The sequence below is a fragment of the Chloroflexota bacterium genome, from assembly GCA_026706485.1.
In the GTDB taxonomy this organism is placed as follows: Bacteria; Chloroflexota; UBA11872; order UBA11872; family UBA11872; genus JAJECS01.
Map to the genome: position 1 here is coordinate 16811 of JAPOYR010000007.1, position 14465 is coordinate 31275.

The window sequence follows — 14465 nt, forward strand, 5'->3', positions numbered from 1 at the left end:
CTGTCAACGAGCGCGCCGACGCGCGCAGACGATGAGGTTCGGCGAGTCCGGAGACCACGGCCCGCGCCGATAGTCGCCATAGACGGCCAGCTCGGCGAATCCCGCGGCGCGAATCTCGTCGACCAACTGGTCGTGGCTCATGAGGGCGAGGCTGTATCCGAGCCGCAGCTCCTCGGATGGCTCGCCGCCGTCCCCATGGAGCCGGTAGATGAGCAGGCTTTGGCCTCGATCAGTCTCCGGGTCGTAGGTGTAGAAGCGCTCGCGCGTGATGAGCCGATCCGTTTCCGGGTCGCGCTCCAGAAACTGCACCGTCTCGTGGTCCGGGGTGCGATCGATTGCATTCGCCGCGAACACGTCGATCACCAAGCTCCCGCCCGGCCGCAGGTGGTCGAACGATGCGGCCAGGCACGACGCTCGCGCCTTGGCGTCGGGCAGTAGCAGGAGCGCGTTGAATGCAGCGACCACCACGTCGAACGACACGTCGAGTCGAAAGCGCGCCATGTCGCGGTGAGTAAACGCAACGCGGGCAGCGATCTCTGGCTCCAACGTCGCTCGCTTGGCGCGAGCCCGGGCCAGCATGCCCTCCGATATATCCAATCCGGTAACTTCGTGACCGAGCGTCGCCAGCGCCAGCGCCACTCGCCCCGTGCCGGTGGCCAACTCGAGGATGCGCGAAGGCGCCGGTCCCGCGCTGGCCGCCAGGAACTCCAGCTCATCGCCGGTGCAATCGGGGTATTCGAAGTCATAGACGCGCGCGGCCTGGTCGTAGCCAGTTTCGGCGAACGGCGGCTGCGCGGTCATGCGCGGGCAAGGGCGCGCGCGGCGAGGTGTGCCTGTCGCAGCGGCTCCGGCTGGCGAAAACGTCCCGTGCACCGCAACACCAGGGCCGTCGCCGCTTGCAGCGAGAGCCTGTGGCCCACCGACACGAACACCGGCGACACGTCGGCCCGCGTGCGCAGCACGGCGCCCACCACCTCGCCTCGCAGCGTCAGCGCGGCCTGCGATCCGCGCGGCCCGTCGGGCATCGGGTGGTCACCCACGAGTCGCGTCTTGGCGCAGCCGGCGGTGGGCAGATCGAGCGACAGTCCGAGGTGGCAGGCCAGGCCGAAGCGCCGCGGGTGCGCCAAGCCGTGCCCGTCCACCAGCACCGCCTGTGGCGTCGTGCGCAAACGCTTCACGGCGGCCAGCGCCGCCGGCAGCTCGCGAAACGCCAGCAGGCCGGTGAGGTAGGGAAAGCCTACCGGCTCCTCCGCCGTGGCCGTCTCGCGCAACTCGAGCGTCGGAATGTGGACCAGCGCCGCCACCGCAATGGCCGTCTCGTGGCGCACGTGCACGTCGACCCCGGCCACAAGGCTGGCGCGCCGCGCCGACCCCGCCGCGACGACGCGCGTCGCCAACTGTTCCTGCAATGTGCGGGCGCCGGCGGCGTCCGATGGCCAGCCGAGATTCGGAAGCGTCAGCGTTTGCCTAGCCCGCGCCAGTGGACCCCGACTGCCGCTCGTCAAGCTCCTGCTCGAGGCGTGCGTGGTCTTTGACGCTGTCCATGGCGCGCCACCAGGCGCGCGATGGGAACGCACCCAGCTTCCCTTGGGCGGCAAGGTCGGGAAACGTCGAGTCCTCGTGGTCGCCGACGACGGGTAGCTGGTGCTCGATCTCACGGCTCATCACGTAGACGCCGCCGTTGACCCAATGCGGCAGCACGGGGTTGGTGGCGAATTGCCGCACCTGCCGACCCTCGATCTCCACGATGCCGAACTGGCTGACGTAGGGCGTGAGCAGAATGGTGGCGGTGTTTCCGTCCTCGCGGTGCTGCGCGATCATCGGCGCCAGCTCCTGGGCCGAGAGGATGTCGGCATTCGTGGCGATGAACAGCTCCTCGGTCGCGGGGATTTGGGCGCAGCCGAGCCGCAAGCCGCCGCCGCGCCCCATGGGCGTGTCCTCCACCTCGTACGTGATCTCGACCCCCAGGGAGCCTCCGTTGCCGAAGTAGTCCTGGATGACCGCGTGCATGGCGCCGCAGGACACGACAAACCGATCGACCCCCTGGCCGATCAACCAGTCGATTTGACGCGCCATGATGGGTCGCCCCGCGACCTCCACCATGGGCTTCGGTCGGTCCGCCGTGAGCGGCCGCAGCCGCTCGCCCTTGCCTCCGGCAATCAGCACCGCGTACATCGCTGACTCTTGCTCCCCGGTCCTTTCAGGGAATCTTCCCGTTACCGATCCCTTAACGGGAAATCTACAGAAACCTGTTGGGACATCCCTTGCGGGCGCCCATTCCGCTGGCGACCCGGGCAGCCGTCAGGGCTGCCCCTACGGCGAGCGACGGATCGTCCCCGCCGCATTCTAGGCCGCCGGGGAGCCGCACGACCGGCATCTTTGCTAGGTTCGGGCGCCCTTGGGGCGATGGGAGACAGACGCTGCGCTGCCCGGAATGTGGAACGGATCGCCTGCAAGTGGTCGACTCGCGCGAAGCGCCGGACGCCGTGCGCCGGCGTCGCGAGTGCAGCGAAGGCCATCGGTTCACGACCTACGAGCGGTGCGAGGTCTTTAGCTGCCCGCGCTGCTCCGCCACCGAAACGCGTGTCGAAGGCACCGACGTCGGCGCGCGCGGCGTGGCGCGCACCCGTCGCTGTGGTCGCTGCGGCCTGATCTTCGACACCATCGAAGGCCTGGTTCGCCCCGACATTTCCGTGATCAAAGCCGACGGGCGGCGCGAACCGTTCAGCGGCGGCAAGCTCTTCGGCGCGGTGCGCGCGGCGTGCTCCAAGCGGCCCGTGGTGACCGAGGACGTGCTGGTGCTGGCGGACGGCATCGAGGCCGAGCTACGGGACACCGGTCAGACCGAGGTGCGCTCGGCCGTGCTGGCCGAAATGGTCCTCGAGCGGCTCCAACCGCTCGACGAGGTCGCCTCGGTTCGCTACGCCTCCAGCTACGTCGAGCCCGGCGGGGTGGAAGAGATGCTGACGGTGATTCGCCAGACCCTGGATCGGCGAGAGCTGCAATCGATTCGCGAGACGAACCTGCCGCTCGTCGCGGACGAGTCGGAGTCCTCCACCTGAATCCGGCGCCGGCGCGGACGGTGCTCCCCGTCGGCGGGTTCGTGGCGCTTGGCGTTGCGCTTGCCCTGCTCGGCCTGGTGATTGGGCTGCGCCACGAGCTGCGGCTGGCGGTGGACGTGGGCAACGCGCTGGCATCGCTGATTCCCAGCGACGATCAGTCGGAGACTGCCGAACCCAACGCGCGGAGCGTCGGCTACACGAGCCGCGCGGGCGATGAAATCCCGGCCGATCTCTACGCAGCGTCGGCCGACGGCCCCGGCCCGGCGCTGATCCTGGTCAACGGCGTCGAAGTGACCGGACGGCGGCATCCGGTCCTGGTGGCGTTTGCGGAGTCGCTGGCGCGGGCCGGATTCGTCGTGCTGGCGCCCGAGCAACTCGGCAACGCGGCCTACCGCCTAGTCGATCGCGACCCGGACGCCCTCGTGGCGGGCTTCGAGTTCCTGGCGCGGCAACCGGAGGTCGATCCCCAGCGAATCGCCTTCGTGGGCGTCTCCACGGGCGGATCGCTGTCGCTCGTGGCCGCCGCCGATCCGCGCATCGCCGACGACGTCGCGTTCGTCGCCACCGTCGGCTCCTACTACAGCCTGGCGACGCTGCTCCAGGCCGCCACGACCGGCACCATCCTCGACGACGGCGGCCTTCGACCGTTCACCCCGCACCGCTACGTGTGGGGCGTCGCGCGCAACACGTTGGTCAGCCATCTGCCGGACGCCACCGATCAGCGGATGCTCTACGACCTTTTTCCCGCCGCTTCGCCCGATCCGGACCCTGACGCGCTGGCGCGCACGGACCTCGACGATTTCACGGCGGCCGGTCGGGCCGTCTTCGAACTCTTTGCCAATCGCGATCCGCAGCAGGCCTCCTATCGCATTCGCCGCATGGAGGCGCACCTGCCGCTCAGTCTCGACGCGCTTTCGCCGGTGGGCGTGGCCGACGGGATCCAAGCGAAAGTCCGCATGCTCCACGACCTCGGCGACACCTACATTCCAAGCAGCGAGTCCAAGCGCTTGCTGCGTCGACTCGGCCCGCGGCAGGCGGTGCTCACCCAGACCGACGTGCTGGAGCACGCGCTGCTGGATGAGGTGCAGCTCTCGCCCGACTTCCTGCTGGGCACCTTCGCGCCCGGCATGTTGAGCCTGTTTGGGTTTACCTTCGCCGCGCTGCACGGTCTGTGATCGAGCCGCCGCGCGGTTGGCCTTTGTGAGGCAAAGGCCCTACCTTCTGTGGCGATGACGTGGGCGATGGGATCCCCTCGGCCGGTCCCGCCCGGAGGCTGCGCGGCATGAGCAACGACTTGCGGAACGTGGATGTCGCGATCGTCGGCGGCGGCATCGTGGGCTGTGCAGTGGCGCTGGCCGCGCGTCGCGCCGGACTCACGGCGGCGATCCTGGAGCGCGGACGCATCTGCGGCGAGGCGTCGTCCGTGGCGGCGGGGCTCATCTGCGGGCAGTACGACGCCGACGGAGACTCGCCGCTGGTCCGGCTGCGATTGGCGGGACGCGACGGATTTCCCGAATTCGCAGAGCTCTTGGAAGCGCTCGGCGGCGCTCCGGTCGGCTATCTCCCGGGCCCCACCATGGGCGTCGCCCTGACGGACGACGAGCGCGAGCGACTCTTGGCGCGCGTCGCCGCACAGCGGGAAGCCGGTTTCGACGTCGAGTTCCTCGAACCGGACGAAGCGCGACGTCGCGAGCCTGTGCTGGCGCCTGATGTCACCGGCGCGGCCATCTACCCGGACGGGCAGGTCGACACGCATCGATGGGCGCCGATCGTGCATCGCGCGGTCCTGGCGGCGGGCGTGGACGTGCACCTGGGCGCGGAGGTCGTGGCGATCTCGGGCGGCGCCAGTGCGGCGGTGCGAACCGTGCGCGGCACGGTCAGCGCGGACCACGTCGTGCTGGCCACGGGTCCCTGGGCGCGCGAGCTGCTTCCCTGGGTTCCCGTCGTCCCGTCCAAGGGGCACATCATCACCTTCGAAGCGCCCAATCTCCGCACGCGCCACGTCATCCACCGGCCCGCCGGCACGCTGAGCCAGCGATCGGATGGGCGCTTGATCTTCGGCGCCACCAAGGAGCGCGCGGGTTTCGACCGGCGGGTGCGGGCAGGTGCGATCGAGTCGCTGCTCCGCGCCGCCTCGGCGGGGGTCCCCGGGTTGGCGGACGGAACGCTCACGGGGATTCTGACGGGATTTCGTCCGGACTCCGAGGACGGCCTGCCGTTGATCGGGCGCGATTCTCGGAGCGGGGTGATGCTCGCGACCGGCCATCACACCCACGGCGTCACGATGAGCTGGCTGACGGGACAGATCGTGGCCCGTCTGCTGACCGGCGAAGATCCCGGCTACCCGATTGCGCCGTTCAGTCCCGATCGGTTGAGCGATCGTTAGCTTCCCGCCGTCGGAAACCTCTGCACAGACTGTCGACATCCCACGCCCGAGCGCCGGATCACCCTCACCCTAGCCCTCTCCCATCAAGGGAGAGGGGACCGGACCTGCTCCCACCGACTGTGAGATGTCCAAACTCGATTCCGGCCTTCGCCGGAATGACGGAGGGGTTCGCGACGGTCCCCATTACGGCGATTCTATCGATGTGGCGACCAGCGCCGCGGCTTTGGTTGGCTCAGCCACGCCGTCAGGGCCTCCGGCGCCATGGTGTTGAGCACGTCGCCGGCGGTGAGCCACGCGCGGCGAGCCGTGGCGACGCCGTAGCGCATGTAGGCCAGGCTTTCGGGGCGGTGAGCGTCGGAGTTGATGGCAATGGGCACCCCCAGCTCCTTGGCCCGGCGTGCCATCACGTCGTCCAGGTCGAGTCGCTCCGGTGAGGCGTTGATTTCCATGGCCGTGCCGGTCTCGGTGGTCGCCGTATCATTAAAAAAAAAAACGAACTCGTAGCCGTCGCGGTAGCCGAGCATGCGCCCCGTGGGATGGCCGATCACGTCCACGTGGGGGTTGCGAATCGCCGCGATCAGCCGCGCCGTCATGGCCTCGCGCGGCTGATTGAAGTTGCTGTGAATCGACGCCACCACGACGTCGAGCTCGGCCAACAGGTCGTCGTCGTAGTCAAGAGCGCCGTCGCTCAGAATCTCGACCTCGCTGCCGTGCAGCACCCGAATGCCGGAAACATTGGCCCTCGCCTGCTCGATTTCGTCCCGCTGCGCCGTGATTCGCTCCGGCGACAGGCCGTTGGCGACCTGCAAGCTGCCCGAGTGGTCCGTGATGCCGATGAAGGCGTATCCGGCGGCCTGCGCCGCCTGCACCATATCGGCGATCGACGCCGCGCCGTCGCTCCAGAGTGAATGCCCGTGGAACTCACCGCGGATGTCGGACAGCTCGATGAGCTCGGGCAGCGAGCCGTCCGCCGCCGCGGCAACCTCGCCGCGGCTCTCGCGAAGCTCGGGCGGAATCACGGGCAATCCGAGGGCCGCGTAGACATCGGCCTCGCTGGGCGCGGGCCGGCGCACCTGGGTCTCGACCTCATCCAGCCCCCACTCGTTGAGCGACAGGCCCAATGCCAGCGCGCGGTGCCGCAACTCGATGTTGTGCTCCTTCGACCCGGTGAAGTAGACCAGCGCCGCGCCGTAACTGTTCGGCGGCACCACCAGCAGATCGACCTGGAGATTGTTGGCCACCAGCACGCTGGATTTGGTCGAGCCCGACGCCAGCACCTCGTCGATGGCCTCGTGGTCGAGGAAGTGGCGCATCACCGGGTCGGGGTCGTCGGCGGCGGCCAGGATGTCCAGGTCGCCAATGGTCTCCCGCATCCGGCGCAGGCTGCCGGCGCAGGTCGCCTCGGATACGCCGGGTGCCGCGCGAACGTGGGCCGCGAGGTGCTCCGCCAGCGGCAGCACGTCGCCCAGCAGGTGGCGCGCGGTGCGTTCGCGGAAGCGCTGCAGCTCGCGCAGGAGGCGTTCCTGCCGCTTGGCGCCGATGCTGCGCACCTGCGCCAACTCGTTCGCTCGCGCCGCCGCTTCCAACTCGTCGATGCTGGTGATCTCCAGCTTCGTGTAGAGCGTGGCCGCGGTCTTGGGGCCGAGGCCGGGCACTCGCAGCATGTCGAAGACGCCGGGCGGAATCTCGGCCCGCAATTCCTCGTATTCCGCGACGCTGCCGGTGGTCACGAGCTCGCGCAGGAATCCCGCAATGCCCTTGCCGATGCCCGGCACCGACTCCAGCGAATCGCTCGCGACCAACTCGCCCAGGTCGACGGTTAGCCCGTCCACCCGGCGCGAAGCCGTGCGAAACGCCCGCACGCGAAACTGATTGGCGCCGCGGAGCTCCAGCACGTCCGCGAATGCTTCCAGCAGATCGGCCGCGTCCTTGTTTGTCATGCTCGTTCGCGCATCTCGTCCACCGATCTCGGGCGGTTCCGGCGATTGCCGTGGCGTTGCATTCTCACCGAATCCCTGACAGCGCGCGCAATCGGACGCGGCAGCGGGACGCTCGACATCGTGGTTGCACGACGCCATGCTAGGCGGCGACTTTGCGCGCCCCGGGGTACTGCGTCATTCCACGTCCGGTCGACACGTCGCGGGCGGTCGCGGGACAGGCGCTGGCACGGGTGCTTGCGATTGTCATCGCGGTGGCAGTTCTTGCCGTACCGCCGCCGGCATTCGCGGCTGAATCGGGGTTTGCCACCGCGCAGGTTTCGGCTGCCAAGTACTTCCCGGTACTCGAGCACAACGTGTCCGACCTTGCGGGAACGTTTGCCGACGGCCGTGGCTACACGGCGAGTTTTCTCCAGCACTTCGAGCGAACCGGCGGCGTAGAGCGCTGGGGATTCCCGACCTCGGCCATTGTCGAGGAGACGCTCGGAACGCTGACGCAGTACTACCAGCGCGGCGTGGTGGACTGGCAGCCGCCGCCCGGCGGGGGCGCCCACACGTTCCTCCGCCGCCTCGCGTGGGACTACGTGGGCGGCGGGTTGGGCGGCTCGGAGGATCAGGGCGTCGAGCCGGACCTCACCAATCCCAACCCCGGCGAGGCGCTCGGTCCCTGGGGCCACAAGGTTTCCGACTTTTCGGTGGAAGGCGCGAGCACGGGCTTCGCCAGTTTTTTCAACCGGCTCGGCGGCGTCGAATCGTTTGGCTTCCCCAAGAGCGACGCGCGACACGACGATCACCCGCAGGCCGTGCTGCACGACCCCACCCGGCCGCCGGACGACCGTATTCGCCAGTACTTCCAAGCGGCGGTGCTCGAGTATCACCCGGAGTCGCCGGGGTCGCCGGTGAAGCTGCGCTTGCTCGGGGACGTCGTACGGGACAGCCGATATCCCTATGGCGCCTGGCGGCAATACCTGGCATTTGCCCCCGAAGCGCCGCTGGCGGCCGGCGATGCGCTTGAACTCGGACTCGAAAGTCGCCGCGGGCCGCGCGGCCCAACCGTGGCCGACGCGGCAGAGTTCCTGCAGCTGTCGCTGCTGCGCGTGCAGACCGACAAAGGCTGCGGGTCGGCCTTCTTCGTCACCGCCGACGGCTATGCGGTTACCAATTGGCACGTCGTACAAGACGCCGTCGGCATCGTCGTGTCGAGCCCAGGGGGCTACATCGCAGAAGCCGAGATCGTGGCAGGCGACGCCGATCGCGACATTGCCCTGCTGAAGGTCCCGGACGAGGGCCACGTTCCGGTGATCTGGGGCGACTCCGACGGCCTTCAGACCGGCGACCACCTGGTGGCGCTCGGCTACAGCGTGACGCTGGTCCAGCGCGGCTCCAACTGTCCGCCACTGCCGACGGTGACGACCGGTGTCCTGTCCAATCGCGTGGTCAATGAAGGGGTCAGCTATCTCCAGACCGACGCCGCGCTGAATCCCGGTAGCAGCGGCGGGCCCGTCGCGACGACGTCGGGCCAAGTCATCGGCGTGACCGTGGCCGGGTTTGCCGAACTTCAGAACACAAACTTCGTCATTCCTGGTTCCGAAGTGCGCGCGTTGGTCGATACGTGGCTCGAAGACATTCGCGTTGGCGAAGCGCCGCCGGCGATTCCGCCCGCTGCCGAACCCGAGATCTTGTTCAGGAGCCGGCGGGTGCGTTGCGACGGTTTCGGCGGATCCGATTTGGGTACCAAGAGCTTCAATTTCGCCCTGGGAACGACGATCGAGACGTTTGGCGACGCCGCGGCGGTGATTACGTTCAACGACGTGTTCGACCAGGAATTCCAAAGTCGCGACACGCTGTATCTTGGTCCCCACATTTGGAATGGTGAACGGTCGCAGTTCACATGGGTCCGGGTGACCGGCGGCCACCTCGAGGTCGTGGCTTCCGACGAGATCGTGGCGATTCCCGCGGATTCAACGTCGTACACGCTGGTTCTCGTGTACGACGCCGGATCGGTGCAGCTCTTTGTCAACGACGAGGAGCGCTACGTCGAAGACGGCTTGCAGTACGAATACCCGAAGCTCTCGCTGGGTTGCACGGGACTGGTCGATCCGGGTCGCGACTACGTCGTGTTCTCGGACATGCGGATCGTCGGCGTGCCGCTTCCCGGATGAGCAACCGGCTTTCGTGCCTGCAAGATGGCGCAGTACGAACTTCGCTCCAGTACGAGAGGGAGTGACCCGATGATGAAACTCTGTCTGCTGTCGCTTTCGTTCAAGCGCTCCTTCGCGGCGGGCGCGATGGACATCTGGTCGTTTCTCGACGTGGCCAGGGACCTCGGCTTTGACGGCGTGGACCTGCACGCGCTTGGGCTTCCGTCAGACGACGATCGCGTGCTCGACAAGGTCGCGGACGCCTGTCTTGACCGCGGGCTTTCGATCCCCTGCGTCTCGATCGGCAATACATACGCAGGACCGGAAGAGCACCTGCACAAGCAGATTGCCATGACCCACCGCTGGATCCGCGCGGCGGCTCGGCTCAAGGCCCCTCAGGTGCGGGTCTTCGCCGGAACGGCGGAGCCCGGCGACGAGTCTGCCGGGTGGACGCGCTGCGTCGCGGCGCTGCGGCAGTCGGGGGCATTCGGCGCCGAGCTGGGCGTGCGGGTGAGCCTGCAAAACCACAATCACCGGCAGATCGCGCGCACGGGAGACGACGTGCAGCGCATGCTGGCGGACGTCGGCCACCGGAATATGGGGCACGTGCTGGACTGCGGCCAGTACGCGGGATCGCCCGGCGCCAGCGGCTATGCCGAAGATCCCGATCGCGCCGCATACGACTATCTGGCCAGCATCGAGCAGACAGCCCCCTTGGCCACTCACGTGCGCGCCAAGATCTACGAGATGCGCGACGGTCGCGAGACCAGCCTGGACTATGAGCGCATCTTCCGCGCGCTGCGCGGGGTGTCCTACAACGGCTGGGTGAGCCTGGTATACGAAGGCCAGGGCGACGAACGCGCCGATATCGCCGCGGCCATCCCGATGCTGCGGCGGTTCATGGCCGAATACTCCACGCCTGTCGTTTCGGCTGAGTGAGCGCGTTTGCGGCCGTCGGGCTCGTCTGACATCGCCACAGACGGATGGCCGCCGGCATCGGCCGCGAGCGTAGGCCCATTTGGTCCATCGCTGCTCGACACTTTTAGCGCAGCGGACCACAATTGGGGAAACACTCGTTTGGTCCAAAGATGTAGCGTGACTTGGCGTCCGGCCGTCTCAGCCATGGCATTCGCAGTGCGACGTCTCGCTCGCGTGCTCGCTGTGGTGGTGGTGGGCTCGGCGCTTGTTGCACCGTCAGCCGCGCGCGCGGCCGAATCCGCGTTCGCAACCGCGGAAGTTGCCGCCAACACTTACTTTCCGCAACTCGAGCACAACGTCGCCGATGTCGTGGGAACGCTCAGTGACGGCGCTTCCTTTGCGGCGAGCTTCCTTCAGAACTTCGAGCAGACCGGCGGCGTGGAGCGATGGGGTTATCCCACATCGGCCATATTCGAAGAGACGCCCGGAACCCTGACGCAGTACTACCAGCGGGGCGTCATCGATTGGCGGCCGCCGCCCAGCGGCGAGGCTCACACGTTCCTACGCCGCTTGGCGTGGGACTACGTCGGCGGCGGCCTCGGCGGATCGGAGGATCAGGGAGTTGAGCTGGGCCTCACCAATCCCAACCCCGGCGACGAGTTCGGTCCCTGGGGGCACAAGGTTGCGAACGTCTCCGTGGAAGGCGTCGACATTGGCTTTGCGGACTTCTTCCACCGGCTCGGCGGCGTGGCGTCGTTCGGCTTCCCAAAGACTGACGCCCGTCGTGACGACCACCCGCAGGCCGTGCTGCACGATCCCACCCGCCTCGTCGACGGTCGAATCCGTCAGTACTTTCAAGCCGCCGTGCTCGAGTACCACCCAGAGTCGTCGCATGCGCCCGTGAAGCTGGGGTTGCTGGGCGACACCCTGCGCAACACGCGCTATCCCGGCGACGCCTGGCGGCGCTATGCGGTGTTTGGCTCCGAGGCCCCGTTTGCCGTCGGTGAGCGCATCGAGACGAAGCTCGAACGGCGGCGCGGCACACACGGGTCAACCGTTGAGGACGTGGCGGACTTCCTCCAAGTCTCGCTGCTCCGCGTGAACACGGACGTCGGGTGCGGGACGGGCTTTTTCGTGACGGAGAGCGGCTATGCCGTGACGACCTGGAACCTCGTGCGCAACGCCCGAATCATCCAGGTCTCAGGCCCAGGGGGACGTGACGAAGGGGCGCTGCTCATCGCCGGAGACGCGTACCTCAACATTGCGCTGATAAGAGTCCCAGGCGACGACCACATCCCGGTGATTTGGGGCGACTCGAACGGGCTGGACGCACAAGTTGAGCTTGTGACACTGGGATACGAGGCCGAGCGGATGGCGAGAGCAGGGGCTATCGGTTGTCAGGCGGAGCCGACATCGGCGACGACTTCGTTATCAGGTGTGAACTCTAACCGGTGGCTTGGGGTACAGCCGGGAATCAACGTGGGGCAGATGGGAGGACCGGTAGCACTACGCACCGGGCATGTGGTGGGAGTCCTAACGCCCAGATACCCGGTCAACGGAGGGATAGCTGACTTGGTTCCCGCGGCATCCGCACAGCCAGTCGTTGAATCTTGGATCGACGAAGTCAGCCGCGGCGGGACGCCTACTCTGCCTCATCGGCCGCGTTTCGATCCTGATGTGCTGGCCGAGCGCGACTGGGAGCCATGCCCCGGGACTCCGGGCCCAGATGGAACCATCACCGTGCGGGGCGCCAAGATCGAGTTTACGGCAACCGTGCAGCTGAGCCCATACAAAGTCCCTGTAGGCCTAATTCAATTTCGCGATGCATATAGCCCTGAATTGGGAAATCGCGACCTCGTTTACTTCGGTCCGCTCGGGACCGCAAGCGGAGGAATCTCCATGCTTACATGGCTGAGAGATAGTGTCGGATCTTATTCCAGGCTGCGAGAAGGTGGTCATGAGGACATCGTGATTGGGGGATCATTTCATATCAGGTTTGTCTACGATTCTAGTTCGGTCGCACTATATATTAATGGTCAGGCTGCGCACTTGGAATCCGGGCTTCCATATGGCGATTACATATGGTTCCAAGTCGAGTGCCTTGCCTCAACAGGGTCGCCAGATATGTTCTATCATAATTTGCGTATAACGGGAATAGCTCCGCCAGAGAACTGGTAGCATGGCGCGCGAAATCGCAGCGAGCGGACTCTCCGAATGAGCGCGGAAACCATTGGCGTCCTGGGCGCGGGGCTCATGGGCCACGGCATCGCCCAGGTCTTCGCCGCCGCCGGTCACCCGGTGGTCATGGTCGACGCCGACCCCACGGCGTTCGACCGCGCCCGCGCCAAAATTCGCCAGAACCTCGACCTGCTGATCGAGTACGAATGGCTGAACGCGACAGAGGCGGACGCCGTCCTGCCGCGAATCAGCACCTCGACCGATCTCGCCGCCCTGGCCCCAGCCGATCTCATCATTGAAGCCGTGGCCGAGGACGCCGAGATCAAGCGCGAGGTCTACGGCAACCTGGCGCCGCACCTGCGGCCCGAGACGATCCTGGCGACCAACACCTCTAGCATCCCGATTCGCGTCCTCGCCGACGCCACCGACCGCCCCGACCGTTTCACCACCACCCACTTCTTCCGCCCGGCCTACATCATTCCGATGGTCGAGGTGACCAAGGGCGAGCAGACCTCCGAGGCCACCGTCACGCGGGTGCTCGCGCTCCTCCGCGGCGCCGGGCTGCGCCCCGTGCGCATCAACGTGGACCTGCCGGGACAGGTGGCCAATCGCCTGCGCCAGGCGCTGTTCCGCGAGGCGCTGGATCTGGTGGAGCGCGGCGTGATTTCCGCCGAGGACATCGACGAGCTTGCCGGCTTTTCCTTCGGTCCGCGCATGCCGCTCATGGGCGTGATCCGCGACCGCGACCTCGTGGGACTTGACATCACCGTCCGGGGCGCCGAGCGCGTCTGGCCGGACCTTTCGAACGCCTCAGAGCCGCACGCCTCGCTCCGCGAGCTTGCCGCCGACGGGCACCTGGGACTCAAGACCGGGCGCGGCTTCTGCGACTGGTCGGACGTTGATTTCGCGGCCTATTGGACGAAGCTTGAGCGGCAGCAGCTCGAAGTATTCGGCGCCCTGCGCCGGGCGGACGCCCTGCCGCGCGACTGACCCGCCGACAATGCCGGGCGGCGAGCGCGTATCCTGCGCGGGACGCAACGCATCTGCGAAAGGCACGGCTCATGGACCTCGTTCGCTACGAATACCAGGGTGAAATCCGCCACGGCATCCGCGAGGGCGATAACGTCGCCGAAATCGAGGGCGACTTCTTCGGCGATTTGCAGCGCACCGGCGCGATCGCGGCGCTCAGCGACGTCAAGCTCAAGTCGCCGACGATGCCAAGCAAGATCCTCAATATCGCCGGAAACTTCTACAGCCACCTGGGCGACAGCCCGCCGTTCACGCGGCCGCAGCCCTTCCTGGCCCCGCCGTCGTCGGTGATCGACCCGGGAGACGACATCGTGATTCCGGCGGGCAGCGTCAACGTCGACTACGAGGGAGAGATCGCCGTCATCATCGGCAAGCGGGCGCGCAAGGTCTCGGTGGACGACGCGCCCAACTACATCCTCGGCATCTGCCCTGCCAACGACGTCAGCGAGCGCGATTGGCAAAACGGCGATGACAAGGACGTGCAGTGGTGGCGCGCCAAGGGCGGCGACACCTTCTCACCGTTCGGACCGTGGATCACCACCGGGCTGAACTATCGCGACATCAACCTGAAGACCCTGGTCAACGGCGAGGTGGTGCAGTCGACCAACACCAAGGACGACATGGTGCACGACATCGACACGACCTTGAGCTTCATCTCGCAGCACATGACGCTGGAGCCGGGCGACGTCATCTTTTCCGGCACCCCGCAGTCCACCACCGCGCTCAAGCCGGGCGACGTGGTCGAGGTGCACGTGGACGGGTGCGGCGTGCTGTCCAATCCGGTGGCGGCGGAGGCGTAGCCACCGCAGGGACG

Annotated in this window: 12 protein-coding genes; 8 read left to right on the forward strand and 4 right to left on the reverse strand. The window is 67.1% G+C overall.

The annotated features are described in order from the left end of the window. Positions 1-3: 3 nt before the first annotated feature. Genes OXG79_05715 through OXG79_05725 form a run of 3 tightly spaced genes read right to left on the reverse strand, consistent with a single transcriptional unit; the run spans position 4 to position 2175 of the window. Entirely contained in the window at positions 4-801 is a 798-nt protein-coding gene (locus OXG79_05715; GenBank protein ID MCY3783265.1) for a class I SAM-dependent methyltransferase, read from the reverse strand. Beyond that, positions 798-1505, reverse strand: coding sequence for an endonuclease V (locus OXG79_05720; GenBank protein ID MCY3783266.1), 708 nt, complete (start codon positions 1503-1505; stop codon positions 798-800). Before OXG79_05720 ends, OXG79_05715 begins: the two co-directional genes overlap by 4 nt. Then, the gene (locus OXG79_05725; protein MCY3783267.1) at positions 1468-2175 is read right to left on the reverse strand and encodes a nucleotidyltransferase family protein; all 708 of its coding nucleotides are present in this window, start codon (positions 2173-2175) and stop codon (positions 1468-1470) included. The genes OXG79_05720 and OXG79_05725 overlap by 38 nt, the downstream gene beginning before the upstream one ends. A gap of 281 nt (positions 2176-2456) precedes the next feature. On the opposite strand from OXG79_05725, the gene OXG79_05730 reads away from it, so the two are divergent. From OXG79_05730 to OXG79_05740, 3 genes are all read left to right on the forward strand, one after another. Next, positions 2457-3062, forward strand: coding sequence for an ATP cone domain-containing protein (locus tag OXG79_05730; protein ID MCY3783268.1), 606 nt, complete (start codon positions 2457-2459; stop codon positions 3060-3062). A 20-nt stretch (positions 3063-3082) separates the two neighbouring features. Further along, positions 3083-4237, forward strand: a complete 1155-nt coding sequence (locus OXG79_05735) for an acetylxylan esterase (protein MCY3783269.1) — start codon at positions 3083-3085, stop codon at positions 4235-4237. Positions 4238-4344: 107 nt separating this feature from the next. Further along, positions 4345-5448, forward strand: coding sequence for an FAD-dependent oxidoreductase (locus tag OXG79_05740; GenBank protein ID MCY3783270.1), 1104 nt, complete (start codon positions 4345-4347; stop codon positions 5446-5448). 194 nt (positions 5449-5642) lie between these two features. Here the strand turns inward: OXG79_05740 and polX are convergent, their stop codons facing one another. Then, complete coding sequence (gene polX / locus OXG79_05745; GenBank protein ID MCY3783271.1) at positions 5643-7388, reverse strand: DNA polymerase/3'-5' exonuclease PolX; 1746 nt, start codon at positions 7386-7388, stop codon at positions 5643-5645. Positions 7389-7540: 152 nt separating this feature from the next. Here polX and OXG79_05750 point away from each other — a divergent pair, with 152 nt between their 5' ends. The 5 genes from OXG79_05750 (at position 7541) to OXG79_05770 (ending at position 14451) form a co-directional block, all read left to right on the forward strand. Next, entirely contained in the window at positions 7541-9547 is a 2007-nt protein-coding gene (locus tag OXG79_05750) for a trypsin-like peptidase domain-containing protein (GenBank protein MCY3783272.1), read from the forward strand. A 69-nt stretch (positions 9548-9616) separates the two neighbouring features. Next, positions 9617-10465, forward strand: a complete 849-nt coding sequence (locus OXG79_05755) for a sugar phosphate isomerase/epimerase (GenBank protein ID MCY3783273.1) — start codon at positions 9617-9619, stop codon at positions 10463-10465. A 183-nt stretch (positions 10466-10648) separates the two neighbouring features. Next, entirely contained in the window at positions 10649-12622 is a 1974-nt protein-coding gene (locus OXG79_05760; protein ID MCY3783274.1) for a serine protease, read from the forward strand. 36 nt (positions 12623-12658) lie between these two features. Next, positions 12659-13612 carry a 3-hydroxyacyl-CoA dehydrogenase family protein gene (locus tag OXG79_05765; protein MCY3783275.1) on the forward strand — a complete coding sequence of 318 codons (954 nt, stop codon included), beginning with the start codon at positions 12659-12661 and terminating at the stop codon, positions 13610-13612. Positions 13613-13683: 71 nt separating this feature from the next. Next, positions 13684-14451 (forward strand): fumarylacetoacetate hydrolase family protein, encoded by a 768-nt coding sequence (locus OXG79_05770; protein ID MCY3783276.1) that lies wholly within the window; start codon positions 13684-13686, stop codon positions 14449-14451. Positions 14452-14465 lie beyond the last annotated feature (14 nt).

Excerpts from the sequence above, each read along its gene's own strand:
- OXG79_05715 (MCY3783265.1), bottom strand. The coding sequence starts at position 801 with ATGACCGCGCAGCCGCCGTTCGCCGAAACTGGCTACGACCAGGCCGCG.
- OXG79_05725 (MCY3783267.1), bottom strand. The coding sequence starts at position 2,175 with ATGTACGCGGTGCTGATTGCCGGAGGCAAGGGCGAGCGGCTGCGGCCG.
- OXG79_05740 (MCY3783270.1), top strand. The coding sequence starts at position 4,345 with ATGAGCAACGACTTGCGGAACGTGGATGTCGCGATCGTCGGCGGCGGC.
- polX (MCY3783271.1), bottom strand. The coding sequence starts at position 7,388 with ATGACAAACAAGGACGCGGCCGATCTGCTGGAAGCATTCGCGGACGTG.
- OXG79_05755 (MCY3783273.1), top strand. The coding sequence starts at position 9,617 with ATGATGAAACTCTGTCTGCTGTCGCTTTCGTTCAAGCGCTCCTTCGCG.
- OXG79_05760 (MCY3783274.1), top strand. The coding sequence starts at position 10,649 with ATGGCATTCGCAGTGCGACGTCTCGCTCGCGTGCTCGCTGTGGTGGTG.
- OXG79_05765 (MCY3783275.1), top strand. The coding sequence starts at position 12,659 with ATGAGCGCGGAAACCATTGGCGTCCTGGGCGCGGGGCTCATGGGCCAC.
- OXG79_05770 (MCY3783276.1), top strand. The coding sequence starts at position 13,684 with ATGGACCTCGTTCGCTACGAATACCAGGGTGAAATCCGCCACGGCATC.